A 25,186-nucleotide genomic window follows, 5' to 3' on the forward strand; every position below is an offset into this window, starting at 1 on the left:
CGGACTGCAGATCAGTCCCGGACGGGCGACGGCGCGATCACTTCGCGCGAGCCGTTGGTGTTCATCGACGTGACCACGCCGGCCATTTCCATGGCTTCGATCATGCGTGCGGCACGGTTGTAGCCAATTTTCAGCTTGCGCTGCACGGCGGAGATGGAGGCGCGGCGGCTTTCGAGCACGAAGTTGACGGCCTCGTCGTACAGCGGGTCAGCCTCGCTGCCCTCACCACCTTCACCGCTGCTGCCGCCATCGAAACCGCTACCGGCCTCTTCGACGCCGGCCAGGATGTCTTCGATGTAGTCTGGCGAGCCGCGCTGCTTCCAGGCTTCGACCACGCGGTGCACTTCTTCGTCGGAGACGAAGGCGCCATGCACGCGAATCGGCAGGCCGGTGCCTGGCGGCAGGTAGAGCATGTCGCCGTGGCCCAGCAGCTGTTCGGCGCCGCCCTGGTCAAGGATGGTGCGCGAGTCGATCTTGCTGGAAACCTGGAAGGCCATACGGGTCGGGATGTTGGCCTTGATCAGACCAGTGATCACGTCGACCGACGGGCGCTGGGTCGCCAGAATCAGGTGGATACCGGCGGCACGGGCCTTCTGCGCGATACGCGCGATCAGTTCTTCGACCTTCTTGCCGACGATCATCATCATGTCGGCGAATTCATCGACCACTACGACGATGGTCGGCAGGGTCTTCAGCAGCGGCGCCTCATCTTCCATCGACTGGCGCTTGTACAGCGGATCGGTCAGCGGCGTGCCGGCTTCCTCGGCGTCCTTCACCTTGCGGTTGAAGCCAGCCAGGTTACGCACGCCCATGGCGGCCATCAGCTTGTAGCGGCGCTCCATCTCGGCCACCGACCAGCGCAGGGCGTTGGCGGCCTCCTTCATGTCAGTGACTACCGGGCACAGCAGATGCGGAATACCCTCGTAGATCGACAGTTCGAGCATTTTCGGGTCGATCATGATCATCCGGGCGTCTTCCGGGCCGGACTTGAACAGGATCGACAGGATCATCGCGTTGACCCCCACCGACTTACCGGAGCCGGTGGTACCGGCCACCAGCAGGTGCGGCATCTTGGCCAGGTCGGTGATCACCGGCTTACCGCCGATGTCGTGACCCAGGGCCAGGGTGACCGGCGACTTGGCGTCGTCGTACTCGGGCGACGACAGCACTTCGGAGAAGCGCACGATCTGCCGGTCTTCGTTGGGAATCTCGATGCCCACGGTGGTCTTACCCGGAATCACCTCGACCACGCGCACACTGATGATCGCCATCGAGCGCGCCAGGTCCTTGGCCAGGCCGGAAATGCGGCTGACCTTGATCCCCGCGGCCAGCTGGATCTCGAAACGGGTAATCACCGGGCCCGGGTGTACGGACTCGACCATAACCTCGACGCCGAACTCCTTGAGCTTGATCTCCAGCAGGCGCGACATGGCCTCCAGGGATTCAGGGGAGTACTGCTTCTGCTTCTTCTCAGCAGGGTCGAGAATCGAAATCGGCGGCAGGGTACCGGCCACGGCGCTGTCTTCGAACAGGGTCACCTGCTTCTCTTTCAGCACGCGCTTGCTCGGCTCGGCGGCTTTGGGCGGCGGTGGCGGCGTGATGACCGGCGCCGGGCGGCTTTCGCGCTCGCTCATGTGCTTGGTCAGCGCTTCCTCGCGGGCGATCAGGCGCTCCTTGACCTTCGCCTGCTCGCGGCGGTCATGTACCACCGGAGCCGCCACTTCGCTGACCCGCTCATCCACTTCGCGCAGTTGTGCAACCAGTTGCTTGCGCTGCAGGCGCGACTCCCACCAACGAGTAATCAGGCTGTTGATCAACTCGATCAGGTCGAGGGTGATCTTGCCGGTGACGTCCATCACCTTGAACCAGGACAGATCGGCAAACACCGTCATGCCGAACAGGAACAGGGCCAGGAACAGCAGCGTGCTGCCCTGCACGTTCAGGGCATTGACGGCCAGTTGCCCCAGGCTTTCGCCCAGCGCACCGCCCGCCGAAGCCGGCATGCCGGTAGCGGAGTGAAAATGAATATAGGCCAGGCCGGAACCGGCCAGCACCAGGAATACCAGACCGATCAGCCGCCAGGAAAACAGCCAGCCGCTCCACTGCCAGGGCTGGTGGCGATGACGGAACACCTGCCAGGTTTTGATGCCCAGCAGCAGCGGAAACAGGTAGGCGAAATAGCCGAGGATCATGAACAGCACGTCGGCAAACCAGGCGCCCGCGCGCCCGGCGGCGTTCTGCACCTGCTCGACATTGCTGGTATGCGTCCAGCCCGGATCGACCGGGTCGTAGGTCAGCAGAGCCATCCACAGATAGAGACAGAGGGCGGCCAGGGCGATCAGTGCACCTTCCTTGAGTCGGTAGTGCAATTGCTGACGCCAGAGCGGCACCTGAGCGGTAGAGGTGGAGTTCTTCAAAACGCTGTTATTCCTGCGCACAGAGCGCGACCAACCATCGATGGATTCGGAAAGCCGGACCATTGTACGGATTTACAGGTCCGTTGCCATGCAGGCCCGACGCTGGCGGCGCGTTTTGCCGGCCCATCGCGCTTCGGTGTAGCATACTTGGCTATATCTTCCGTGCGGCTCAATTGGAGCATGCATTCTCTTTTGTGACAAAGGCTTATGGGGTCTTTTTATGAGCGAAGTCAAGCATTCACGCCTGATCATTCTGGGCTCCGGCCCAGCCGGCTACACCGCTGCCGTCTATGCCGCCCGCGCCAACCTCAAGCCCCTGGTGATCACCGGCATGCAGCCCGGCGGCCAGCTGACCATTACCACCGAAGTCGACAACTGGCCCGGTGATGTCGAAGGCCTGACCGGCCCGGCACTGATGGAGCGCATGCAAAAGCACGCCGAGCGCTTCGATACCGAGATCGTTTACGACCACATCCATACCGCCGAGTTGCAGCAGAAGCCGTTCACCCTCAAGGGCGACAACGCCATCTACACCTGTGACGCCCTGATCATCGCCACCGGCGCCAGCGCCCAGTACCTGGGCCTGCCTTCCGAAGAGGCGTTTGCCGGCAAGGGCGTATCCGCCTGCGCCACCTGCGACGGCTTCTTCTACCGCAATCAGGTGGTGTGCGTGATCGGTGGCGGCAACACGGCCGTCGAAGAAGCGCTGTACCTGTCCAACATCGCCAAGGAAGTCCACCTGATCCACCGCCGCGACAAGCTGCGCTCGGAGAAGATCCTGCAGGACAAACTGTTCGAGAAAGCTGCCAACGGCAACGTGCGCCTGCATTGGAACCACACCCTGGACGAAGTGCTGGGCGACAACACCGGCGTCACCGGCGTACGCCTGACCAATACCGCGGACGGCAGCAGCAAGGAATTGCCACTGGCTGGCGTATTCATCGCCATTGGCCACAAGCCCAACACCGACCTGTTCAACGGTCAGCTGGAAATGCGCGACGGCTACCTGATCGTCCAGGGCGGCGGTGAAGGCAACGCCACTGCCACCAGCATCGAAGGCGTCTTCGCCGCCGGTGATGTGGCGGACCACGTCTACCGCCAAGCAATTACTTCGGCCGGGGCCGGCTGCATGGCCGCACTCGATGCCGAAAAATACCTCGACATCTGATTGTCGAGTGGCGGGTGCCCGCACCCGCCTCCCCTCCCCCGCATGCTGACCTGGCTGCAACGCGACTCACTGACCTTTCCTTCGCTGGACAAGGCGCTGCGCGAACCCAATGGACTCCTGGCCGCAGGCGGCGACCTCAGCGCCGCGCGCCTGGTCGCCGCCTATCGTCACGGCTGCTTCCCTTGGTATTCGGAAGGCCAGCCACTGCTTTGGTGGTCACCCGATCCGCGCACCGTCCTGCCCCCGCAGGAACTGCATGTCTCCCGCAGCCTGGCCAAGCTGATCCGCCGGGGCCATTTCGAGGTCAGCTTCGATCGCGACTTTGCCGGCGTCATCCAAGGCTGCGCCGGCCCACGCGACTATGCCGACGGCACCTGGATCACCGAGCCGATGCAAAGCGCCTACCTGCAACTGCATGAGCAGGGCATCGCCCACTCGGTAGAGGTCTGGCAAAACGAACAACTGGTTGGCGGCCTGTACGGCCTGGCCATGGGGCAGCTGTTCTTTGGCGAATCCATGTTCAGCCGCACCGACAACGCGTCTAAGGTCGGTTTCGCCACACTGGTAGGCAAACTGTGCGAGTGGGGCTTCGTACTGATCGATTGCCAGATGCCCACCCAGCACCTGCACAGCTTCGGCGCCCGCCCCATAACCCGCACCGCGTTCGCCGACTACCTGCAGCGCCACCTCGACCAACCCAACACAGCCGACTGGCTTGCCTAGGCGAGTTCCGAACACTGGCTTACACTTGTTCAAAGGTTTTCCCGAGGGTTGACCATGACCGAGCTGGCTCGCCTCAAGTTCTACGCCACCCAGCCACATCCCTGCAGCTATCTGCCCGAGGAACAGGCCACCACGCTGTTCCTCGACCCCAGCCAGCCCATGGATGTGCAGGTCTATGCCGAACTATCGGAAATGGGCTTTCGCCGCAGCGGCGATCACCTTTACCGCCCGCACTGCCAGCGCTGCACCGCCTGCGTACCGGCACGCATCCCCGCCGACCAGTTCATTCCTGATCGCCAGCAAAAGCGCATCCTCAAACGCAATGCCGCCATCCAAGTGAGCGCCGTACGCCCGGCCTTCAACGAAGAGTATTACGACCTGTACGTGCGCTACATCGAGCAGCGCCACGCCGATGGCGACATGTACCCGCCGACGCGTGATCAGTTCAGCACCTTTCTGGTCCGCGACCTGCCTTTCGCCCGGTTCTACGAGTTCCGTCTGGACGGTCGACTGGTCGCCGTGGCGGTAACCGACCTCTTACCCAACGGCCTTTCGGCGGTTTACACCTTCTACGACCCCGACGAGGAAAAGCGCAGCCTGGGCCGTTTTGCCATTCTCTGGCAGATCGGCGAAGCCGCTCGATTAGGCCTGCAAGCGGTCTATCTCGGCTATTGGATCAAGAACTGCCGCAAGATGAGTTACAAGACCCAATACCGTCCCATTGAGCTGTTCGTCAATCAACGGTGGACCGCCCTCACCTGAACCCTTGGCGCAACCTGGCAATTTCGGGCACAATGCACGCCGCTTTTGCCTGGGGCCAGTTGCGCCGGGCCATTCATTGGACACCGAGGGCTTTACTGCATGTCGAAAGAAGACAGCTTCGAAATGGAAGGCACTGTCGTCGACACCCTGCCCAACACCATGTTCCGTGTGGAGTTGGAAAATGGGCACGTCGTTACCGCGCACATCTCCGGAAAGATGCGTAAGAACTACATCCGCATCCTGACTGGCGACAAGGTCCGCGTAGAGCTGACGCCCTACGACCTGAGCAAAGGCCGCATCACCTACCGCGCCCGCTAAGCTCAGTCGAAATGAAAACGCCCGGCAATGCCGGGCGTTTTTGCTTGCCTGCAAACTTAGTCAGGCAGGCTCTGCAGTGGTCTCGAACTCAAAGCTCAGCTCACCCGCCACCAGGTCGATATGCACCACACCGCCGTGCTCGGCCAACTCGCCAAACAAGATTTCTTCGGCCAGCGGCCGCTTGATCTTGTCCTGAATCAGCCGCGCCATTGGCCGCGCACCCATCGACACGTCATAGCCCGACTCGGCCAGCCAGCCACGCGCCGCATCACTGACCTCCAGTTGGACACGCTTGTCCTCAAGCTGCGCCTGCAGCTCCGTGAGGAACTTGTCGACGATGCTTTTGATCACTTCGTGACTCAAGCGACCGAACTGGATGATGGTATCCAGGCGATTGCGGAACTCCGGCGTGAAGCTTTTCTTGATGACTTCCATGGCATCGGACGAATGGTCCTGATGGGTGAAGCCAATCGACGCCCGCGCGGCGGTTTCCGCCCCTGCGTTGGTGGTCATGATCAGGATCACGTTGCGGAAGTCCGCCTTGCGCCCGTTGTTATCGGTCAGGGTGCCGTGATCCATCACCTGCAATAGCAGGTTGAAGACTTCCGGATGGGCCTTCTCGATCTCATCGAGCAGCAGCACGCAATGCGGCTGCTTGGTGATGGCCTCGGTCAGCAGACCACCCTGATCGAAACCGACATAGCCTGGCGGCGCCCCGATCAGGCGCGAAACTGTGTGTCGCTCCATGTACTCGGACATGTCGAAGCGCACCAGCTCGATACCCATCGCCTTGGCCAACTGACGAGCGGCTTCGGTCTTGCCCACACCGGTCGGGCCGGCAAACAGGAACGAACCCACCGGCTTGTCCGGCGCCTTGAGCCCCGCACGCGACAGCTTGATCGCCGTCGATAGCGAATCGATCGCCGCATCCTGACCAAAGACCGTCAACTTGAGATCACGCTCGAGGTTGCGCAGCAACTCCTTGTCGGAACTGCTGACGTGCTTTGGCGGAATCCGCGCGATCTTGGCGACGATGTCTTCAACCTGAGCCACTTCGATGCGCTTGGCACGCTTCTCTTCCGGCTGCAGACGCTGATAGGCGCCCGCCTCGTCGATTACGTCGATGGCCTTGTCCGGCATGTGCCGATCATTGATATAGCGCGCTGCCAGCTCGGCAGCTGCACGCAGGGCCTCATCGCTGTATTCGATATGGTGATGCTGCTCGAAGCGCGCCTTGAGCCCCCGCAGGATGCCCACGGTATCCTCGACCGACGGCTCGCTGACATCGACCTTCTGGAAGCGCCGCGCCAAGGCACGATCCTTCTCGAAAATGCCACGAAACTCCTGGAAGGTCGTGGAGCCGATGCAACGGATCTCACCGGAAGACAGCAACGGCTTGAGCAGATTCGACGCATCCATCACCCCACCCGATGCCGCGCCGGCACCGATGATGGTGTGGATTTCGTCGATGAACAGAATGGCGTGCGGGCGTTTGCGCAGCTCATTAAGCAACGCCTTGAAGCGCTTCTCGAAATCACCGCGGTATTTGGTACCTGCCAGCAATGCACCGAGGTCTAGGGAATAGACCACGCTGTCCGCCAGCAGGTCCGGCACCTGGCCATCGACAATGCGCTTGGCCAGACCTTCGGCGATGGCGGTCTTGCCCACCCCGGCCTCGCCAACCAGCAATGGGTTGTTCTTGCGGCGGCGAGCGAGAATCTGCGCCACCCGCTCGACCTCACTCTCACGCCCGACCAGCGGATCGATCCGACCCTGGCGCGACAATTCATTCAGGTTGCTGGCGTAGGCATCCAGTGGATTACCAGTGGCAGCCGCCTCGCCACTCTCCTCGTCCTGCATCTCCTGCTCGTTCTCGGAATGGTCGGCATGCCCAGGCACCTTGGAGATGCCGTGGGCGATGTAATTGACCACGTCGATACGCGCCACGCTCTGCTGCTTGAGCAGGAACACGGCCTGGCTTTCCTGCTCACTGAAGATCGCCACCAGCACGTTGGCGCCAGTGACTTCTCGCTTGCCGGAGCTCTGCACATGGAATACCGCGCGCTGCAAAACACGCTGAAAACCCAGGGTTGGCTGGGTTTCACGGTCTTCGTCGTGCTGCGGGATCAGTGGCGTGGTGGAGTCGATGAACTCCTGCAAATCATGCCGGAGCTTGTCCAGATTAGCGCCACAAGCGCGCAAAACGGTGGCTGCAGCCTCGTTATCCAGCAAGGCAAGGAGCAGGTGCTCGACCGTCATGAACTCATGGCGCTTGGCGCGTGCCTCCTTGAAGGCAAGATTGAGGGTGACTTCCAGCTCTCGATTCAACATAGCTTCACCTCTTACCCAAGCGGGCCGGTATCAACCGTCCTTCTCTATCTCACAGAGTAGCGGATGCTGGCTTTCCTTGGCGTACTGGTTGACCTGCATGGCCTTGGTTTCTGCGATGTCACGGGTGAACACCCCGCAAATCGCCTTACCCTCGGTATGAACGGTCAACATGATCTTGGTCGCCAGCTCGCGATTGTGGTTGAAGAACAACTCCAACACCTCGACGACGAAATCCATCGGCGTGTAGTCATCGTTGTACATCAACACCTTGTACATAGGCGGCGCCTGCAACAACGGCTTGGCTTCTTGAACAGCCAGGTCGGAGGCATCGTCCTCCCGCGTAACGGGGCGATCCTGATTGAATGTTAGTCGAATCTGACTGCGTGCATGCATGCTGGATTGAGATGTGTCGTGATTGGCGGATGTTGATGCTAGACGGAGTTTGACAGGCTTCTCAGCCATCCGCCGTACCACCTTGACTAACGGCAAAACGGTGTTACAAACAGTGAATACCCCACTCGGGTATCGGGGTTCCGTGCCTGCGCCAGACCCGGCGGAAGTCATGCGTGGAGCTGAAGTGGATGATACTCCAGTGATGGAGTCCTTTGCAGAGGGATGTCAGCATGCTTAGCGGTAAGGTCAAGTGGTTCAACAACGCCAAGGGCTACGGGTTCATCGTCGCTGACGGCCGAGATGAGGACCTGTTCGCCCATTACTCGGCCATCCAGATGGACGGCTATAAGACTCTCAAGGCCGGCCAAGCCGTCAGCTTCGATATTCTGCAAGGCCCCAAGGGCCTGCACGCTGTGAATATCAGCGCCGCTCTGGCAACCAGTGAATCTCCGGCGACCACCAGCTCGCCACAAAGCACTCCGGTAGAAGCCTAAAATAGAGCTCAAATAAAAAAGGCCGGTCATATGACCGGCCTTTTTTGTTACCACACGTCGCTTACATGTGAGCGATGGTGGCATCACCGAACTGCGAGCAAGACAGCAGCGTGGCGCCGTCCATCAGACGTTCGAAGTCATAGGTCACGGTCTTGGCCGAAATCGCGCCATTGGTGCCCTTGATGATCAGGTCAGCAGCCTCGAGCCAGCCCATGTGGCGCAGCATCATCTCAGCCGAGAGGATGACCGAACCCGGGTTGACCTTGTCCTGACCAGCGTACTTCGGCGCGGTGCCATGGGTCGCTTCGAACATGGCGATGGTGTCGGACAGGTTGGCACCCGGCGCAATACCGATACCGCCCACTTCGGCCGCCAGGGCGTCGGAGAGGTAGTCACCGTTCAGGTTCAGGGTGGCGATCACGTCGTACTCGGCCGGACGCAGCAGGATCTGCTGCAGCATGGCGTCGGCGATGGCGTCTTTGACCACGATGTTCTTGCCGGTTTTCGGGTTCTTGAACTGCATCCACGGACCGCCATCCAGCAGCTCGGCGCCGAACTCGTCACGCGCAACTTCGTAGCCCCAATCTTTGAAGGCACCTTCGGTGAACTTCATGATGTTGCCTTTGTGCACGATGGTCAGCGATTCACGGTCGTTGTCGACGGTGTACTGCAGAGCCTTGCGTACCAGACGCTTGGTGCCTTCTTTGGAAACCGGCTTCACGCCGATACCGCAGTCCTGATCGAAACGGATCTTGGTGACGCCCATTTCTTCTTTCAGGAACTTGATGACCTTGGTCGCCTCAGGCGAACCGGCCTTCCACTCGATGCCGGCATAAATGTCTTCCGAGTTTTCGCGGAAGATGGTCATGTCGACGTCGCCAGGGCGCTTCACTGGGCTCGGCACGCCTTCGAACCAGCGCACCGGGCGCAGGCAGACATACAGGTCCAGCTCTTGGCGCAGGGCCACGTTCAGCGAGCGGATACCGCCACCAACTGGAGTGGTCAGCGGGCCTTTGATGGAAACAACGTAGTCACGTACGGCTTCCAGGGTTTCTTTCGGCAGCCAGGTGTCCTGGTCGTAGACCTGGGTGGCTTTTTCGCCGGCGTAGACTTCCATCCACGAAATTTTGCGCTTGCCGCCGTAGGCTTTCTCTACAGCCGCATCGACGACTTTGATCATCACCGGGCTGATATCGATACCGATGCCGTCACCTTCGATGAAGGGAATGATCGGGTTGTTCGGCACGTTCAAGGTCATGTCGGCGTTAACGGTAATTTTGTCACCGTTAGCAGGCACCTGGATCTTCTGGTATCCCATGCTGGACTCCGTTGTTTTCGTGGTCTGACAGTCCGTCACGCGGATGGCGTAACGGAAGGAACTTTAGGTCTCGGAAAGGCGGTGCATTCTTGTAGTTTTTCTACAGGAAGTCACGCACTTTTCGACATTTCCTTACCGCAATGCGGCGGCGAAAACGGCATCAATGCTGCCTTGCAGCGCATCTTGTAGTCAAACTACAAGCAGCACTACAGGAACCGATTAACTGGCCGACTTTTATCCTAGCAGCTCGGACTCAGAATGCGCCGAACTGGTCGCAGACGACATCTCTCGCTACCATCCGACGGCAATTTTGCGGAGACCTGTATGCGCTTTACCCCACACGTTACCGTCGCCACCGTGATCGAAGACCAGGGGCGTTTTTTGCTGGTCGAAGAGCTGGCAGGCGGCCAGGCGGTATTTAATCAGCCTGCCGGGCACTTGGAAGCCGACGAAAGTCTGATCGACGCTGCCCTGCGCGAAACCCTCGAAGAAACCGGTTGGCAGGTCGAGCTGACCGCCGTCACCGGCATCTACCTCTATACAGCCCCCAGCAACGGGGTGACTTACCAGCGCGTTTGTTTCGCCGCCAAACCGCTGCAACACCTGCCGGACAGCCCCCTGGACGATGGCATTATCGGTCCACGCTGGCTGACCCGCGAAGAACTGGCCGCCCAGCCGGAGCGCTGGCGCAGCGAACTGGTGCTGCGCTGCATCGATGACTACCTGGCCGGCGAGCGCTTCCCTCTGAGCCTGATCCGCGACCGGGCCTGATTCGCCGCCAGTACCCGACGCCTGATAGAATCGCGCCTTTATTGCAGTCACCCGCCTTGATTCCTATGTCTGAAACCTCAGTTATTTCGCCCAAAGGGCGCGTCATCGTCGGCATGTCCGGCGGCGTGGACTCCTCCGTTTCCGCTGTTCTGCTACTCGAGCAGGGCTACCAGGTGGAAGGCCTGTTCATGAAGAACTGGGAGGAGGATGACGGTACCGAGTACTGCACCGCGATGACCGACCTGGCCGACGCCCAGGCCGTGTGCGACCGCATCGGCATCAAGCTGCACACCGCCAACTTCGCGGCGGAATACTGGGACAACGTGTTCGAGCACTTCCTCGCCGAATACAAGGCCGGGCGCACGCCGAACCCGGACATCCTGTGCAACCGCGAGATCAAGTTCAAAGCCTTCCTCGACTACGCCCTGAGCCTGGGCGCCGACCTGATTGCCACCGGCCACTACGTGCGCCGTCGCGATATCGATGGGCGTAGCGAACTGCTCAAGGGTCTCGACCCGAACAAGGATCAAAGCTACTTCCTGCACGCCGTCGGCGGCGAGCAGATCGGCCGCACCCTGTTCCCGGTCGGCGAGCTGGAGAAACCGGAGGTTCGCGCCATTGCCGAGAAACACGGCCTAGCCACCGCCAAGAAGAAAGACTCGACCGGTATCTGCTTCATCGGCGAGCGCCGTTTCAGCGACTTCCTCAAGCAATACCTGCCCGCCCAACCAGGCAATATCGAGACGACCGAAGGTGAAGTGATCGGCCGTCATCACGGCCTGATGTACCACACCATCGGCCAGCGCCAGGGACTGGGCATCGGCGGCCTCAAGGATGCCGGCGACGAGCCCTGGTACGTGCTGGCCAAGGACCTGACGCGCAATGTACTGCTGGTCGGCCAGGGCAACGAGCACCCCTGGCTGTTCAGCCGCGCCCTGCTCGCCTCGGATATCTACTGGGTCAACCCACTGGACCTGAGCAGCCCGCGCCAGCTCAGCGCCAAAGTACGTTATCGCCAGGGCGACCAGGCCTGCACCCTGGAAAAGACCGCCAGCGGCTATTGCGCCGTCTTCGCCGAGCCGCAGCGCGCCGTCACCCCGGGCCAGTCCGTGGTGTTCTACGACGGTGAAATCTGCCTCGGTGGTGGCGTGATCGAAAGCGCCGAACCCTGGTTCGAAGGAGCCGGCCTGGCATGAGCAGCACTCAGGATCAGTTGATTGCCCTGGCAGCGGTCTTCCAGGCCGCAGCCCTGGTGGATAAGCTCGCCCGTACCGGCCAGGCCAGCGAAGCCGATGTCGGCTGCCTGCTTGGCAGCCTGCTGGTGCGCGACCCGAAAAATACTCTGGACGTATACGGCGGCGACGACCTCAACTTGCGCGAGGGCTACAAGGCCCTGGCCAGCGCCCTCGAGCGCAACCCGGCCAGCCTGCAGCGCGATCCTCTGCGCTACGCCCTGGCCCTGCTTGGCCTGGAGCGACAACTGGCCAAGCGCGAGGACATGCTGCAAGTGGTCGGCACTCGCCTGGATCAAATCCAGCTGCAAGTCGGCCATTTCGGCCTGACCCACGACAACGTCGTGGCGGCCTGCGGCGGCCTGTACCAGGACACCATCAGCACCTTCCGCCAGCGCATTCAGGTGCAAGGCGACATGCGCTTCCTGCAGCAACCCGCCGTCGCCGCCAAGGTACGCGCCCTGCTACTAACCGGCATCCGCTCGGCGCGCCTGTGGCGCCAGCTCGGCGGGCATCGCTGGCAACTGGTGTTCAGTCGCGGCAAGTTGCTCAAAGAGCTATACCCGCTGCTGCGCCCGTAAACGCCGCACCACTCGTCGCCACAAGCACACGAACTCGATAGCGCCGCCCGGCGCCCAGCCGCCGAATGGCGGCGAATGGGGCTAATTCGTGTATGATGTGCGCCCTTTTCGTTGACCGATAGCCCGAGAACGCCTCCATGCAGCTCTCCTCGCTCACCGCGGTTTCCCCCGTCGATGGCCGCTACGCCGGCAAAACCAGCGCACTGCGCCCAATCTTCAGCGAATACGGCCTGATCCGTTGCCGCGTCCTGGTCGAAGTCCGCTGGCTGCAGCGCCTGGCCGCCCACACCGGCATCCCGGAAGTGGCGCCCTTCTCTGCCGAAGCCCAAGCCATCCTCAACGAGCTGGCCGAGAACTTCGCCATCGAGCACGCCGAGCGCGTCAAAGAGTTCGAGCGCACCACCAACCACGACGTCAAAGCCGTGGAATACCTGCTCAAGGAACAAGCCAAGCGCCTGCCCGAGCTGGCCAAGGTCAACGAGTTCATCCACTTCGCCTGCACCAGCGAGGACATCAACAACCTGTCCCACGCCCTGATGCTGCGCGAAGGCCGTGACAGCGTACTGCTGCCGCTGATGCGCCAGATCGCCGAAGCCATCCGCACCCTGGCCGTACAATTCGCCGCCGTGCCGATGCTCTCGCGCACCCACGGCCAGCCAGCCTCGCCGACCACCCTGGGCAAAGAACTGGCCAACGTGGTTTACCGCCTGGAGCGTCAGATCGCTCAGGTCGCGGCCGTACCACTGCTGGGCAAGATCAACGGCGCCGTGGGCAACTACAACGCCCACCTGTCGGCCTACCCGGATATCGACTGGGAAGCCAACGCGCGCGAATTCATCGAAGGTGACCTGGGCCTGCAGTTCAACCCCTACACCACACAGATCGAACCGCACGACTACATCGCCGAGCTGTTCGACGCCATCGCCCGCTTCAACACCATCCTCATCGACTTCGACCGCGACGTCTGGGGCTACATCTCCCTCGGCTACTTCAAGCAGAAGACCGTGGCCGGCGAAATCGGCTCCTCGACCATGCCGCACAAGGTCAACCCGATCGACTTCGAGAACTCCGAAGGCAACCTGGGTATCGCCAACGCCTTGTTCCAGCACCTGGCCAGCAAGCTGCCGATCTCCCGCTGGCAGCGCGACCTGACCGACTCCACCGTGCTGCGCAACCTCGGTGTCGGCTTCGCCCACAGCGTTATCGCCTACGAAGCCAGCCTCAAGGGCATCGGCAAGCTGGAGCTGAACGAAGCCCGCATCGCCGCCGACCTGGACGCCTGCTGGGAAGTGCTCGCCGAGCCGATCCAGACCGTGATGCGCCGCTATGCCATCGAGAATCCCTACGAGAAGCTCAAGGAGCTGACTCGCGGCAAAGGCATCAGCCCGGAAGCCCTGCTGACCTTCATCGATGGCCTGGACATGCCAGCCGCCGCCAAGGAAGAACTCAAGCAACTGACTCCGGCCAACTACATCGGCAACGCCGTAGCCCAGGCCAAGCGCGTCTAACAGGCGCACCTTACTTGCACGCCCGGCTGTGCCGGGCGTTTTTATTTCAAAGGCTTGAACATGACTACTGACGTACCTCTTCAACTACTCGGCGGTCTTACAGCCCGTGAATTCCTGCGCGACTACTGGCAGAAGAAACCCCTGCTGATCCGCCAGGCCATCCCCGATTTCGAGAGCCCGATCAGCCCGGACGAGCTGGCTGGCCTGGCACTGGAAGAAGAAGTCGAGTCGCGCCTGGTCATCGAGCACGGCGAGCGCCCGTGGGAGCTGCGTCGCGGCCCCTTCGCCGAAGACGCCTTCGGCCAATTGCCGGAGCGTGACTGGACCCTGCTGGTACAGGCTGTCGACCAATTCGTTCCCGATGTCGCCGAACTGCTCAAGCACTTCAACTTCCTGCCCAGCTGGCGCATCGATGACGTCATGGTCAGCTTCGCCGCGCCCGGCGGCGGCGTGGGCCCGCACTACGACAACTACGACGTGTTCCTGCTCCAGGCCCACGGCCAGCGCCGCTGGAAGATCGGCCAGATGTGCGACGGCGACAGCGCCCTGCTGGAACACGCCGACCTGCGCATCCTCGCCGACTTCGAGCAGACCGACGAATGGGTGCTCGAGCCCGGCGACATGCTCTACCTGCCACCGCGCCTGGCCCACTTCGGCACCGCCGAGGACGACTGCATGACCTATTCGGTGGGCTTCCGCGCCCCCAGCGCCGCCGAAGTGCTGACCCACTTCACCGACTTCCTCGCCCAGTTCCTCCCGGACGAAGAACGCTACAGCGACGCCGGTACCGCACCGACCAGCGACCCGCACCAGATCCAGCTCGACGCCCTCGATCGCCTCAAAGCCTTGCTGGCCGAACACATGGGTGACGAGCGCCTGCTGCTGACCTGGTTCGGCCAATTCATGACCGAGCCGCGCTACCCGGAACTGGTAGCCGGCAACGACGTCAGCGACGATGAATTCCTCGCCGCCCTGGGCGATGGCGCCGTACTGGTGCGCAACCCCAGCTCGCGCCTGGCCTGGAGCGAGATCGACCTCGGCCTGGTGCTGTTCGCCAGCGGGCAGAGCCGCCTGCTGCCTGCGCACCTGAAGGAACTGCTGAAGCTGATCTGCGCCGCCGACGCCCTGCATAGCGACAATCTCGACCAATGGCTTGCCGACGAAGACGGGCGTAAGCTCCTCTGCGAACTGGTCAAGCAAGGCAGTCTGGAGTTTGCTGATGAGTGAGATTCACGTCCGCCTGGCCCACTGGCAGAAGGACAATGCCGACCTGCGGCGCATCCGCGAAGCGGTGTTCATCGCGGAACAAGCGGTGCCCGCCGAACTCGAATGGGATGACGAAGACATCGAGGCCGTGCACTTCCTCGCCCTCGAAGGTGACTACCCGATCGGCACCGCACGCCTGTTGGCCGACGGCCAGATCGGCCGCGTTTCTGTGCTCAAGGACTGGCGCGGCCTCAAGGTTGGCGACGCCCTGATGCAGGCCGCCATCACCGCCGCCGAACAACGCGGGCAGCCCGTGCAGAAGCTCAGCGCCCAGGTCCACGCCAGCGCCTTCTATGAGCGCCTCGGCTTTCACATCGAAGGCGGCGAATACCTGGAAGCCGGCATTCCCCACGTGCTGATGGTCCGCCATAGCGACTAGAGGACGAGATGAACGACGAAAGCGCCCCGCTGAACGAAAGCGAAACCGAATTACCGGCCATCGATTTTCACTCACCGGGGCGTTTTGCTGTGCACAACCCGCAGGCCCAGCCGGAACCCAGCGAGCAGCGCGAACCGGCGCCCTTCCTGCTCGGCAGCCATGCGGACCTGGAACGCTTCGCACACCCCCAGCAGATCCAGGCTCACGCCCTGGCACTCCTCCAGCAGGCACGACACAGCCTGTGCCTGTACACCCCGGACCTCGAGCCCTGGCTCTACAGCCATAGCAGCGTGCAAGACGCCTGCAGTCGCTTCCTCCTGGCCAGCCCGAAGAATCACCTGCGCATTCTGCTGCGCGACGTCAGCCGCCCGGTCAAGCAGGGGCACCGCCTGCTCAATCTGGCGCGGCGCCTGACCAGCAACCTGCACATCCGCAAGATCAACCCGGACCTACCCAGCGAAGAAGCCGCCTACCTGCTCGCCGACAGCCACGGCCTGCTGCTACGCCCGCAAGTCGAGCAGTACGCCGGCTACGCTCTTTACAACGACCCCGGCCGCGTACGCCTGCGCCAAGCGCAGTTCGACCAGGCGTGGGACACCAGTGTTCTCGACCCCGATCTGCGGAGCTTCCTGCTATGACCGTGCGCGCCTGCCTGGCATCCCTACTGCTAGCCCTGAGCCTACCTTTGCAGGCCGCTACCGAGCTGATCCCGCTGGGCTATCGCACCGCCGAAGAAGTCTTGCCGGTGGTGCAGTCGGCACTCGATGGCCAGGGCAAGGTCAGCACCTACGGCAATCAATTGGTGATCAACGCCGCGCCGGAAAAAATCCAGGAAGTACGCGAACTGCTCAAGCAACTCGATACCGCCCCCCGACGCCTGCTAATCAGCGTAGACACCAACGAAAACGGCTATCAGGACAGCAATGGCTATTCGGTGAACGGCTCAGCCAGCGTCGGCAATATCGATATCCAGACCGGTCGCGGCGAAGTCAACGGACGCGACCAGGTGCGCATCATTCGCCGCTCGACCGACAGCCGCAGCGGCGGCACCCAGCAGATTCAGGCCACCGAGGGCTATCCCGCGCTGATCCAGGTCGGCCAGAGCGTACCGCTCACCGACACCAGCATCGGCCCCTATGGTCAGGTCTACCAGAACACCCAATACCGCGACGTGACCCAGGGTTTCTATGTCACCGCCAGCCTGACCGGCAACCTGGTGCACGTCAGCATCAGCAGCAAAAATGATCGAGTGAATCAGTACCAGCCGGGCGTGATCGACGTACAAAGCGCCGACACGCGGGTCAGCGGCCAACTGGGCGAGTGGATTCCGATAGGCGGCGTCAGCGAGCAGAGTCAGGGCGATGATCGCGGCACACTGCGCCGACATAGCACCCAAGGCCGCAACGACATGAGCATGCGCATCAAAGTCGAAGCCCTGGACTGAACCGGCAAGGGCTCTAGCAGCCCATGTAGTGGCATGCGCACGGCACTACAAAATCGTTGACGAACGCTCGTTTGAAGCGCATCATTGCGCCGCTCCCGCTAGCCAGGGGCTCTGCTAAAGAGTCTCCAGATCGGCTCCGTAACACCATTCGGAACGGTCCGTGTTTTAACAGCCAACAAGGCGTTTCGACGAGGTTGCGACTGGAACGAAAGTTGTCCTGAGGGACGGGGAAGCCAAGCGTATCAGCCAGACCGATAGACCAGCGCCCGTGCATTGCCCAGCGGTTTCCACGAACCAGCAAGCAACGCCAGACTGATCACCGGACTGCTTGCTCGTTATCCCCCCTCCTCTCTGCTCCACTCTCGTCTCGGTCGAAATTTCGACGTCTGCTTTGTGTCGCCCGCAACACTGCAAGCTTTTTGCACGTTGGTTTTGGGTGGGAAGTCGGTGCTCAACCAAACTCACACTTTGAAGGATTGACCATGTCAGCTTATCAAAACGACATCAAAGCCGTTGCCGCCCTGAAAGAAGCCGCCGGCAGCAGCTGGAGCGCTATCAACCCGGAATACGTGGCCCGTATGCGCGCCCAGAACCGCTTCAAGACCGGTCTGGAAATCGCCCAGTACACCGCCGACATCATGCGCAAAGACATGGCCGAGTACGACGCCGACTCGTCCGTCTACACCCAGTCCCTGGGCTGCTGGCATGGCTTCATCGGTCAGCAGAAGCTGATTTCGATCAAGAAGCACCTGAAGACCACCAACAAGCGCTACCTCTACCTGTCGGGCTGGATGGTTGCTGCTCTGCGTTCGGATTTCGGTCCGCTGCCGGATCAGTCCATGCACGAGAAAACCTCGGTTTCCGGCCTGATCGAAGAGCTGTACACCTTCCTGCGCCAGGCTGACGCCCGTGAGCTGGACCTGCTGTTCACCGCTCTGGACGCCGCCAACGCTGCTGGCGACAAAGCCAAAGCCGCTGAAATCCAGGCTCAGATCGACAACCACGAAACTCACGTTGTCCCGATCATTGCCGACATCGACGCTGGTTTCGGTAACGCCGAAGCCACCTATCTGCTGGCCAAGAAAATGATCGAAGCGGGTGCTTGCTGCATCCAGATCGAAAACCAGGTTTCCGACGAGAAGCAGTGCGGCCACCAAGACGGCAAAGTCACCGTGCCGCACGTTGACTTCCTGGCCAAGATCAACGCTGTTCGCTACGCATTCCTCGAGCTGGGCATCGACAACGGTGTGATCGTTGCTCGTACCGACTCCCTGGGTGCCGGCCTGACCAAGCAGATCGCTGTTACCAACGAGCCGGGCGACCTGGGCGACCAGTACAACTCGTTCCTGGACTGCGAAGAAGTCTCCGCTGCCGACCTGAACAACGGCGACGTAGTTCTGAACCGTGGTGGCAAGCTGCTGCGTCCGAAGCGTCTGGCTTCCAACCTGTTCCAGTTCCGCGCTGGCACCGGTGAAGCTCGCTGCGTACTGGACAGCATCACTTCGCTGCAGAACGGCGCTGACATGCTGTGGATCGAAACCGAGAAGCCGCACGTTGGCCAGATCGCAGAGATGGTTAACGAAATCCGTAAAACCATCCCGAACGCCAAGCTGGTTTACAACAACAGCCCGTCGTTCAACTGGACCCTGAACTTCCGTCAGCAAGTGTTCGACGCTTTCGCTGCCGAAGGCAAAGACGTTTCCGCCTACGACCGCGCCAAGCTGATGAGCGTCGAGTACGACGAAACCGAACTGGCTCAGGTTGCCGACGAGAAGATCCGCACCTTCCAGCGTGATGGTTCGGCTCAGGCCGGCATCTTCCACCACCTGATCACCCTGCCGACCTACCACACCGCCGCGCTGTCCACCGACAACCTGGCCAAAGGTTACTTCGCAGACCAGGGCATGCTGGCCTACGTGAAAGGCGTTCAGCGTCAGGAGATCCGTCAAGGTATCGCCTGCGTTAAGCACCAGAACATGTCCGGTTCCGACATCGGCGACGCTCACAAAGAGTACTTCGCTGGTGAAGCGGCCCTGAAAGCCGGCGGCAAAGACAACACCATGAACCAGTTCCACTAATAGGAACCGGTTCGCTCAACCAGGGCTTCGGCCCGACCTGAGCGTGTTGCCAGACGAACCCCAGCAGCGATGCTGGGGTTTGTTTTTTCCGGCTCGAAAAACTTGCAGCAACTGCGACTTTGCCTTACCAAGACAGCATCGGTAATGCGAAGCGCCTTATGCCCAGATACCTGCTGACCGCCCTGGTTCTCCTGCTCTCGCCACCCTTGCTGGCCGACACGCTCGAGCAACTGCTCCCCGCAGCCGTCATCCAGCCAATCACTGCACAGCTGCAACACAACGACCAGGCGCACTTTGCCGTGGTCGACTATGCACGCCGCTCCACCAGCCCGCGCTTTCTCGTGTTTGACCGCACCAGCCATCAGCTACTGGCCAGCTATCGCGTAGCACATGGCCAAGGCTCTGATCGCGATTACGACGGCTTTGCCGAGCACTTCTCCGATACCGACAACAGCCACGCCTCCTCCCTTGGCACCTTTCGAACGGGCGACAACTACCAAAGCACACAACCTGGTCATGGCTTGTCCCTGCGCTTGACCGGCCTGAGTACCAGCAACCGCAACGCCGAACAGCGGGCCATCGTGCTGCACGGCAATGGGTATATGGAAGAGGACTTCATTCGCCAACATGGCGTGGCCGGACGCAGCCACGGCTGCCTGGTGCTATCCAGCGAGGACCGCTACCAGGCGATAAAAGCACTACCGACAGGCTCCCTGATCTTCGCCATCGACACGAGAAGAGCCGATCACGGCTATCTGGAGCCGCTCCAGCAGTGATTTTTCGTCCCACGGCTGCACGCGCAATAAACGACGTGTTCCCTCAGCGCATCAATAAACGCCACAGCCGTAAACAATTAACGACAGCCGTCTTTCAAAAAGGCGTCACGCCACTGCAGAAACACGGCGAATTGACCATAAGACCAAAGCCGCAAGGCCTCTGTAGCGCCCAGCCCATGCCGGCTAGAGGGCCATACAGGGCATCTATAGCTGACTAAGCCGTTCATTTTTTTATGCAGAAAAATTTACTTAACGTGCCATGCGCGCATAAAATTGCGCCCATACTTTGCGGGGCAGCCTTATCCGGGCTGCAACCTCACCATAATAGAAAGCCGTCCCTTGCCCAAGGAGAGCCGGCATGCCTGATGCGGTAGTAACGACCATGTCCCATAACTGGGCTTTTGCTATTTTCCTGCTCGGAGTCGTCGGACTCATCGCCTTCATGCTTGGCCTATCCAGCTTGCTGGGTAGCAAAGCCTGGGGCCGCAGCAAGAACGACCCCTTCGAATCCGGCATGCTGCCCGTCGGCAGTGCCCGTCTACGCCTCTCGGCAAAGTTCTATCTGGTCGCGATGCTCTTCGTGATCTTCGACGTTGAAGCCCTCTTTCTCTTCGCTTGGGCGGTATCGGTGCGCGAAAGCGGCTGGGCCGGCCTGATCGAGGCTACAGTTTTTATAGCAATTCTGTTGGCTGGTCTTGTCTACCTTTGGCGTATCGGCGCGCTCGATTGGGCACCCGAGGGCCGTCGTAATCGGCAGGCGAAGCTAAAACAATGAGGCTTTGGCGATGCAATACAAACTTACTCGGATCGATCCGGATGCGCCTAATGAGCAGTATCCGATCGGCGAGCGGGAGACTGTCTCCGACCCGCTGCTAGAAGATCAGGTCCACAAGAACATCTACATGGGCAAGCTCGAAGATGTTCTCAATGGTGCGGTGAACTGGGGTCGCAAGAACTCCCTGTGGCCGTACAACTTCGGTTTGTCCTGCTGTTACGTGGAAATGACCACCGCCTTCACCGCGCCGCACGATATCGCGCGCTTCGGCGCGGAAGTCATTCGTGCGTCCCCACGCCAGGCCGACTTCATGGTCATCGCCGGCACCTGCTTCATCAAGATGGCGCCGATCATCCAGCGCCTCTATGAGCAGATGCTGGAACCCAAGTGGGTGATTTCCATGGGCTCGTGCGCCAACTCCGGCGGCATGTACGACATCTACTCTGTAGTCCAGGGGGTCGACAAATTTCTCCCGGTCGACGTGTACATCCCTGGCTGCCCGCCCCGCCCCGAAGCATTCCTGCAAGGCCTGATGCTGCTGCAGGAGTCCATCGGCAAGGAGCGCCGCCCACTGTCCTGGGTCGTCGGCGATCAAGGCGTTTACCGCGCCGAAATGCCGTCGCAGAAAGAACAGCGCCGTGCCGAACGCATCGCTGTAACCAACCTGCGCAGCCCCGACGAAGTGTAAGCAGGCTCGCCGAGCCTGCTTACTGACGCCGTACACCGCCGATAGCGACCGAGACCATGACTGCAGACAGCATTCTGTCCGTTCCACCGTACAAGGCCGACGACCAAGATGTGGTCATCGAGCTGAATTCCCGCTTTGGTGCCGAGACCTTTACCGTCCAGAGCACCCGCACCGGCATGCCGGTACTGTGGGTATCCCGTGATCGCCTGATCAATGTCCTGACGTTCCTGCGCAACCTGCCGCGCCCCTACGTCATGCTGTACGACCTGCATGGCGTCGACGAGCGCCTGCGCACCCAGCGCCGCGGCCTGCCGGGTGCCGACTTCACGGTGTTCTACCACCTGATGTCGATCGAACGTAACAGCGACATCATGATCAAGGTTGCCCTGAAAGAAGGTGACCTCAACGTCCCCACCGTTACCAGCATCTGGCCGAATGCCAACTGGTACGAGCGCGAAGTCTGGGACCTCTACGGCATCACCTTCAATGGTCACCCGCACCTGACCCGGATCATGATGCCGCCGACCTGGGAAGGTCACCCGCTGCGCAAGGACTACCCGGCGCGCGCTACCGAATTCGACCCGTTCAGCCTGACCCTGGCCAAGCAGCAGCTCGAGGAAGAGTCGGCACGCTTCAAGCCGGAAGACTGGGGCATGAAGCGTGGCAACGAGCACGAGGACTACATGTTCCTCAACCTCGGCCCCAACCACCCCTCTGCCCACGGTGCGTTCCGCATCATCCTGCAGCTGGACGGTGAAGAGATCGTCGATTGCGTTCCGGACATCGGCTACCACCACCGTGGTGCCGAGAAGATGGCCGAGCGTCAGTCCTGGCACAGTTTCATTCCGTACACCGACCGTATCGACTACCTCGGCGGCGTGATGAACAACCTGCCCTACGTGCTCTCGGTCGAGAAGCTGGCGGGCATCAAGGTGCCAGAGAAGGTCGATGTCATCCGCATCATGATGGCCGAGTTCTTCCGCATCACCAGCCACCTGCTGTTCCTCGGTACTTATATCCAGGACGTCGGTGCCATGACCCCGGTGTTCTTCACCTTCACCGACCGTCAGCGCGCCTACAAGGTCATCGAAGCCATCACCGGCTTCCGCCTGCACCCGGCCTGGTACCGCATCGGTGGCGTCGCCCACGACCTGCCGCGTGGCTGGCAGGGTCTGGTCAAGGAATTCGTCGACTGGCTGCCCAAGCGCCTCGACGAATACGAAAAGGCGGCCCTGAAGAACAGCATCCTGATCGGCCGTACCAAAGGTGTAGCCCAGTACAACACCAAGGAAGCGCTGGAATGGGGCGTCACTGGTGCCGGTCTGCGTTCCACCGGCCTCGACTTCGACCTGCGCAAGGCCCGTCCGTACTCCGGCTACGAGAACTTCGAATTCGAAGTGCCGCTGGCCGTCAACGGCGATGCCTACGACCGCTGTATCGTGCGTGTGGAAGAGATGCGCCAGAGCATCAAGATCATCGACCAGTGTCTGCGCAACATGCCGGAAGGCCCGTACAAGGCGGACCACCCGCTGACCACGCCGCCGCCGAAAGAGCGCACCCTGCAGCACATCGAGACCCTGATCACCCACTTCCTGCAAGTCTCCTGGGGCCCGGTCATGCCGGCCAACGAGAGCTTCCAGATGATCGAGGCGACCAAGGGCATCAACAGCTATTACCTGACGAGCGACGGCAGCACCATGAGCTACCGCACCCGGATTCGCACGCCCAGCTTCCCGCACCTGCAACAGATCCCGTCGGTGATCCGCGGCAGCATGGTGGCGGACCTGATCGCGTACCTGGGCAGTATCGACTTCGTTATGGCCGACGTGGACCGCTGATTATGAACACGCTTATCCAGACTGACCGTTTTGCCCTGAGCGAAACCGAGCGTTCGGCCATCGAACACGAGATGCACCACTACGAAGACCCGCGCGCGGCGTCCATCGAAGCGTTGAAGATCGTGCAGAAAGCCCGTGGCTGGGTGCCGGACGGCGCCGCCGATGCGATTGGCGAGATCCTCGGCATCCCGGCCAGCGACGTCGAAGGCGTGGCCACCTTCTATAGTCAGATTTTCCGCCAGCCGGTGGGTCGCCACATCATCCGTGTCTGCGACAGCATGACCTGCTTCGTCGGCGGCCACGAAAACCTGCTTGGCAGCCTCAAGGACAAACTGGGCATCGTGCCCGGTCAAACCACCACCGACGGTCGTTTCACCCTGCTGCCCGTGTGCTGCCTGGGTAACTGCGACAAGGCCCCAGCGGTGATGATCGACGACGACACCTACGGCAACCTCGACGCCAATGGCATCGCCCAGCTGCTGGAGGCCTACGCATGAGCATCAAGACGCTGACCTCCATCGGCCCAGCCAACACCATCGCGCGCAGCGAAGAAACCCATCCACTGACCTGGCGCCTGCGTGACGACGCGCAGCCGGTATGGTTCGACGAGTACCAGGCGAAGAATGGCTACGCCGCCGCACGCAAGGCCCTGGGCGAAATGGCCCAGGCCGATATCGTGCAGACGGTCAAGGACTCTGGCCTCAAGGGCCGCGGCGGTGCGGGCTTCCCCACCGGCGTGAAGTGGGGCCTGATGCCCAACGACGAGTCCATGAACATCCGCTACCTGCTGTGCAACGCGGATGAGATGGAGCCGAACACCTGGAAAGACCGCATGCTCATGGAGCAGCTGCCGCACCTGCTGGTGGAAGGCATGCTGATCTCCGCGCGCGCCCTCAAGGCCTACCGCGGCTACATCTTCCTGCGCGGTGAATACGTCGACGCGGCCGCCAACCTCAATCGCGCCATCGAGGAAGCCAAGGCCGCCGGCCTGCTGGGCAAGAACATCCTCGGCAGCGGCTTCGACTTCGAGCTGTTCGTCCACACCGGCGCCGGCCGCTATATCTGCGGTGAAGAAACCGCACTGATCAACTCACTCGAAGGCCGCCGCGCCAACCCACGCTCCAAGCCGCCCTTCCCCGCCGCCGTCGGCGTATGGGGCAAACCGACCTGCGTGAACAACGTCGAAACCCTGTGCAACGTCCCGGCGATCGTCGCCAACGGCGTCGACTGGTACAAGACCCTGGCCCGTCCGGGCAGCGAAGACATGGGCACCAAGCTGATGGGCTTCTCCGGCAAGGTGAAGAACCCCGGTCTGTGGGAACTGCCCTTCGGCCTGCCCGCCCGCGAGCTGTTCGAGGACTACGCCGGCGGCATGCGCGACGGCTACAAGCTGAAATGCTGGCAGCCAGGCGGCGCCGGTACCGGCTTCCTGCTGCCCGAGCACCTTGACGCCTCGATGTACGCCGCCGGCATTGCCAAAGTCGGCACCCGCATGGGTACCGGCCTGGCCCTGGCGGTGGACGAGAGCGTCAACATGGTTTCGCTGCTGCGCAACATGGAAGAGTTCTTCGCCCGCGAGTCGTGCGGCTGGTGCACACCGTGCCGCGACGGCCTGCCGTGGAGCGTGAAGATTCTGCGCGCCCTGGAGCGTGGCCAAGGCACCCAGCAGGACATCGATACCCTGCTCGGCCTGGTCAACTTCCTCGGCCCCGGCAAGACCTTCTGTGCCCACGCACCGGGTGCCGTCGAGCCATTGGGTAGCGCGATCAAGTATTTCCGTCCGGAGTTCGAGGCTGGTGTTTCCAGCCAGGGCGCTCCGGCTGCGACGGGGCAATTCGCCCCCGCGTGAAGTTTTGCGTGACGGCGGCCACTCACCTGGCCCCGTGACACACCGTGATTCCATTAGCCAAGCCCGCTTCGGTGGGT

General features: G+C 61.5%; 24 protein-coding genes. 20 read left to right on the plus strand and 4 right to left on the minus strand.

The window, feature by feature from the left end; translation table 11 throughout:
- Nucleotides 1-11 precede the first annotated feature (11 nt).
- Nucleotides 12-2,438: a DNA translocase FtsK gene (gene ftsK, locus H3H51_RS14880; RefSeq protein ID WP_183089829.1), complete on the minus strand. Its 2,427-nt coding sequence runs from the start codon at nucleotides 2,436-2,438 to the stop codon at nucleotides 12-14.
- Between the two features lie 199 nt (nucleotides 2,439-2,637).
- Here ftsK and trxB point away from each other — a divergent pair, with 199 nt between their 5' ends.
- The 4 genes from trxB (at nucleotide 2,638) to infA (ending at nucleotide 5,388) form a co-directional block, all read left to right on the plus strand.
- Nucleotides 2,638-3,585, plus strand: coding sequence for a thioredoxin-disulfide reductase (gene trxB, locus H3H51_RS14885; protein ID WP_183089830.1), 948 nt, complete (start codon nucleotides 2,638-2,640; stop codon nucleotides 3,583-3,585).
- Between the two features lie 42 nt (nucleotides 3,586-3,627).
- On the plus strand, nucleotides 3,628-4,308 hold the full coding sequence (aat, locus tag H3H51_RS14890) for a leucyl/phenylalanyl-tRNA--protein transferase (RefSeq protein WP_183089831.1): 681 nt from the start codon (nucleotides 3,628-3,630) through the stop codon (nucleotides 4,306-4,308).
- Nucleotides 4,309-4,362: 54 nt separating this feature from the next.
- The gene (locus tag H3H51_RS14895) at nucleotides 4,363-5,070 is read left to right on the plus strand and encodes an arginyltransferase (protein ID WP_183089832.1); all 708 of its coding nucleotides are present in this window, start codon (nucleotides 4,363-4,365) and stop codon (nucleotides 5,068-5,070) included.
- Between the two features lie 99 nt (nucleotides 5,071-5,169).
- Nucleotides 5,170-5,388: a translation initiation factor IF-1 gene (gene infA, locus H3H51_RS14900; protein ID WP_002553999.1), complete on the plus strand. Its 219-nt coding sequence runs from the start codon at nucleotides 5,170-5,172 to the stop codon at nucleotides 5,386-5,388.
- A 60-nt stretch (nucleotides 5,389-5,448) separates the two neighbouring features.
- Here the strand turns inward: infA and clpA are convergent, their stop codons facing one another.
- Together clpA and clpS are read right to left on the minus strand one after the other, a co-directional pair.
- Nucleotides 5,449-7,719, minus strand: a complete 2,271-nt coding sequence (gene clpA / locus H3H51_RS14905) for an ATP-dependent Clp protease ATP-binding subunit ClpA (protein ID WP_183089833.1) — start codon at nucleotides 7,717-7,719, stop codon at nucleotides 5,449-5,451.
- A 30-nt stretch (nucleotides 7,720-7,749) separates the two neighbouring features.
- On the minus strand, nucleotides 7,750-8,112 hold the full coding sequence (gene clpS / locus H3H51_RS14910; protein WP_183089895.1) for an ATP-dependent Clp protease adapter ClpS: 363 nt from the start codon (nucleotides 8,110-8,112) through the stop codon (nucleotides 7,750-7,752).
- Nucleotides 8,113-8,342: 230 nt separating this feature from the next.
- On the opposite strand from clpS, the gene cspD reads away from it, so the two are divergent.
- The gene (gene cspD / locus H3H51_RS14915) at nucleotides 8,343-8,606 is read left to right on the plus strand and encodes a cold shock domain-containing protein CspD (RefSeq protein ID WP_183089834.1); all 264 of its coding nucleotides are present in this window, start codon (nucleotides 8,343-8,345) and stop codon (nucleotides 8,604-8,606) included.
- A gap of 61 nt (nucleotides 8,607-8,667) precedes the next feature.
- On the opposite strand, the gene icd is transcribed toward cspD, so the two are convergent.
- Nucleotides 8,668-9,924: an NADP-dependent isocitrate dehydrogenase gene (gene icd, locus H3H51_RS14920; protein ID WP_183089835.1), complete on the minus strand. Its 1,257-nt coding sequence runs from the start codon at nucleotides 9,922-9,924 to the stop codon at nucleotides 8,668-8,670.
- A 324-nt stretch (nucleotides 9,925-10,248) separates the two neighbouring features.
- On the opposite strand from icd, the gene H3H51_RS14925 reads away from it, so the two are divergent.
- The 15 genes from H3H51_RS14925 to nuoF all read left to right on the plus strand — a co-directional run bounded on the left by H3H51_RS14925 (nucleotide 10,249) and on the right by nuoF (nucleotide 25,109).
- Complete coding sequence (locus H3H51_RS14925) at nucleotides 10,249-10,695, plus strand: NUDIX hydrolase (protein ID WP_183089836.1); 447 nt, start codon at nucleotides 10,249-10,251, stop codon at nucleotides 10,693-10,695.
- Nucleotides 10,696-10,760: 65 nt separating this feature from the next.
- Nucleotides 10,761-11,891, plus strand: coding sequence for a tRNA 2-thiouridine(34) synthase MnmA (mnmA, locus tag H3H51_RS14930; RefSeq protein ID WP_183089837.1), 1,131 nt, complete (start codon nucleotides 10,761-10,763; stop codon nucleotides 11,889-11,891).
- The gene (hflD, locus tag H3H51_RS14935; protein WP_183089838.1) at nucleotides 11,888-12,508 is read left to right on the plus strand and encodes a high frequency lysogenization protein HflD; all 621 of its coding nucleotides are present in this window, start codon (nucleotides 11,888-11,890) and stop codon (nucleotides 12,506-12,508) included. The genes mnmA and hflD overlap by 4 nt, the downstream gene beginning before the upstream one ends.
- Before the next feature lie 137 nt (nucleotides 12,509-12,645).
- On the plus strand, nucleotides 12,646-14,016 hold the full coding sequence (purB, locus tag H3H51_RS14940) for an adenylosuccinate lyase (RefSeq protein WP_183089839.1): 1,371 nt from the start codon (nucleotides 12,646-12,648) through the stop codon (nucleotides 14,014-14,016).
- Between the two features lie 60 nt (nucleotides 14,017-14,076).
- Complete coding sequence (locus tag H3H51_RS14945; RefSeq protein WP_183089840.1) at nucleotides 14,077-15,243, plus strand: ribosomal protein uL16 3-hydroxylase; 1,167 nt, start codon at nucleotides 14,077-14,079, stop codon at nucleotides 15,241-15,243.
- Nucleotides 15,236-15,661 carry a GNAT family N-acetyltransferase gene (locus H3H51_RS14950; protein ID WP_183089841.1) on the plus strand — a complete coding sequence of 142 codons (426 nt, stop codon included), beginning with the start codon at nucleotides 15,236-15,238 and terminating at the stop codon, nucleotides 15,659-15,661. Before H3H51_RS14945 ends, H3H51_RS14950 begins: the two co-directional genes overlap by 8 nt.
- Before the next feature lie 8 nt (nucleotides 15,662-15,669).
- Nucleotides 15,670-16,299 (plus strand): DUF7931 domain-containing protein, encoded by a 630-nt coding sequence (locus tag H3H51_RS14955; protein WP_183089842.1) that lies wholly within the window; start codon nucleotides 15,670-15,672, stop codon nucleotides 16,297-16,299.
- Complete coding sequence (locus H3H51_RS14960; protein WP_183089843.1) at nucleotides 16,296-17,105, plus strand: secretin N-terminal domain-containing protein; 810 nt, start codon at nucleotides 16,296-16,298, stop codon at nucleotides 17,103-17,105. Before H3H51_RS14955 ends, H3H51_RS14960 begins: the two co-directional genes overlap by 4 nt.
- A 482-nt stretch (nucleotides 17,106-17,587) precedes the next feature.
- Nucleotides 17,588-19,183 carry an isocitrate lyase gene (locus tag H3H51_RS14965; RefSeq protein WP_183089844.1) on the plus strand — a complete coding sequence of 532 codons (1,596 nt, stop codon included), beginning with the start codon at nucleotides 17,588-17,590 and terminating at the stop codon, nucleotides 19,181-19,183.
- A 158-nt stretch (nucleotides 19,184-19,341) separates the two neighbouring features.
- Entirely contained in the window at nucleotides 19,342-19,959 is a 618-nt protein-coding gene (locus H3H51_RS14970) for a murein L,D-transpeptidase catalytic domain-containing protein (protein ID WP_183089845.1), read from the plus strand.
- Between the two features lie 358 nt (nucleotides 19,960-20,317).
- Entirely contained in the window at nucleotides 20,318-20,734 is a 417-nt protein-coding gene (locus H3H51_RS14975; RefSeq protein ID WP_183089846.1) for an NADH-quinone oxidoreductase subunit A, read from the plus strand.
- Between the two features lie 10 nt (nucleotides 20,735-20,744).
- On the plus strand, nucleotides 20,745-21,422 hold the full coding sequence (locus H3H51_RS14980; protein WP_183089847.1) for a NuoB/complex I 20 kDa subunit family protein: 678 nt from the start codon (nucleotides 20,745-20,747) through the stop codon (nucleotides 21,420-21,422).
- A gap of 56 nt (nucleotides 21,423-21,478) precedes the next feature.
- Entirely contained in the window at nucleotides 21,479-23,260 is a 1,782-nt protein-coding gene (gene nuoC / locus H3H51_RS14985; RefSeq protein WP_183089848.1) for an NADH-quinone oxidoreductase subunit C/D, read from the plus strand.
- 2 nt (nucleotides 23,261-23,262) lie between these two features.
- Nucleotides 23,263-23,757 (plus strand): NADH-quinone oxidoreductase subunit NuoE, encoded by a 495-nt coding sequence (gene nuoE, locus H3H51_RS14990; RefSeq protein ID WP_407926506.1) that lies wholly within the window; start codon nucleotides 23,263-23,265, stop codon nucleotides 23,755-23,757.
- Between the two features lie 2 nt (nucleotides 23,758-23,759).
- Nucleotides 23,760-25,109, plus strand: a complete 1,350-nt coding sequence (gene nuoF / locus H3H51_RS14995; RefSeq protein WP_407926509.1) for an NADH-quinone oxidoreductase subunit NuoF — start codon at nucleotides 23,760-23,762, stop codon at nucleotides 25,107-25,109.
- The last annotated feature ends 77 nt before the right edge of the window (nucleotides 25,110-25,186 follow it).

The sequence above is a fragment of the Aquipseudomonas ullengensis genome, assembly GCF_014174475.1.
Lineage (GTDB): Bacteria > Pseudomonadota > Gammaproteobacteria > Pseudomonadales > Pseudomonadaceae > Aquipseudomonas > Aquipseudomonas ullengensis.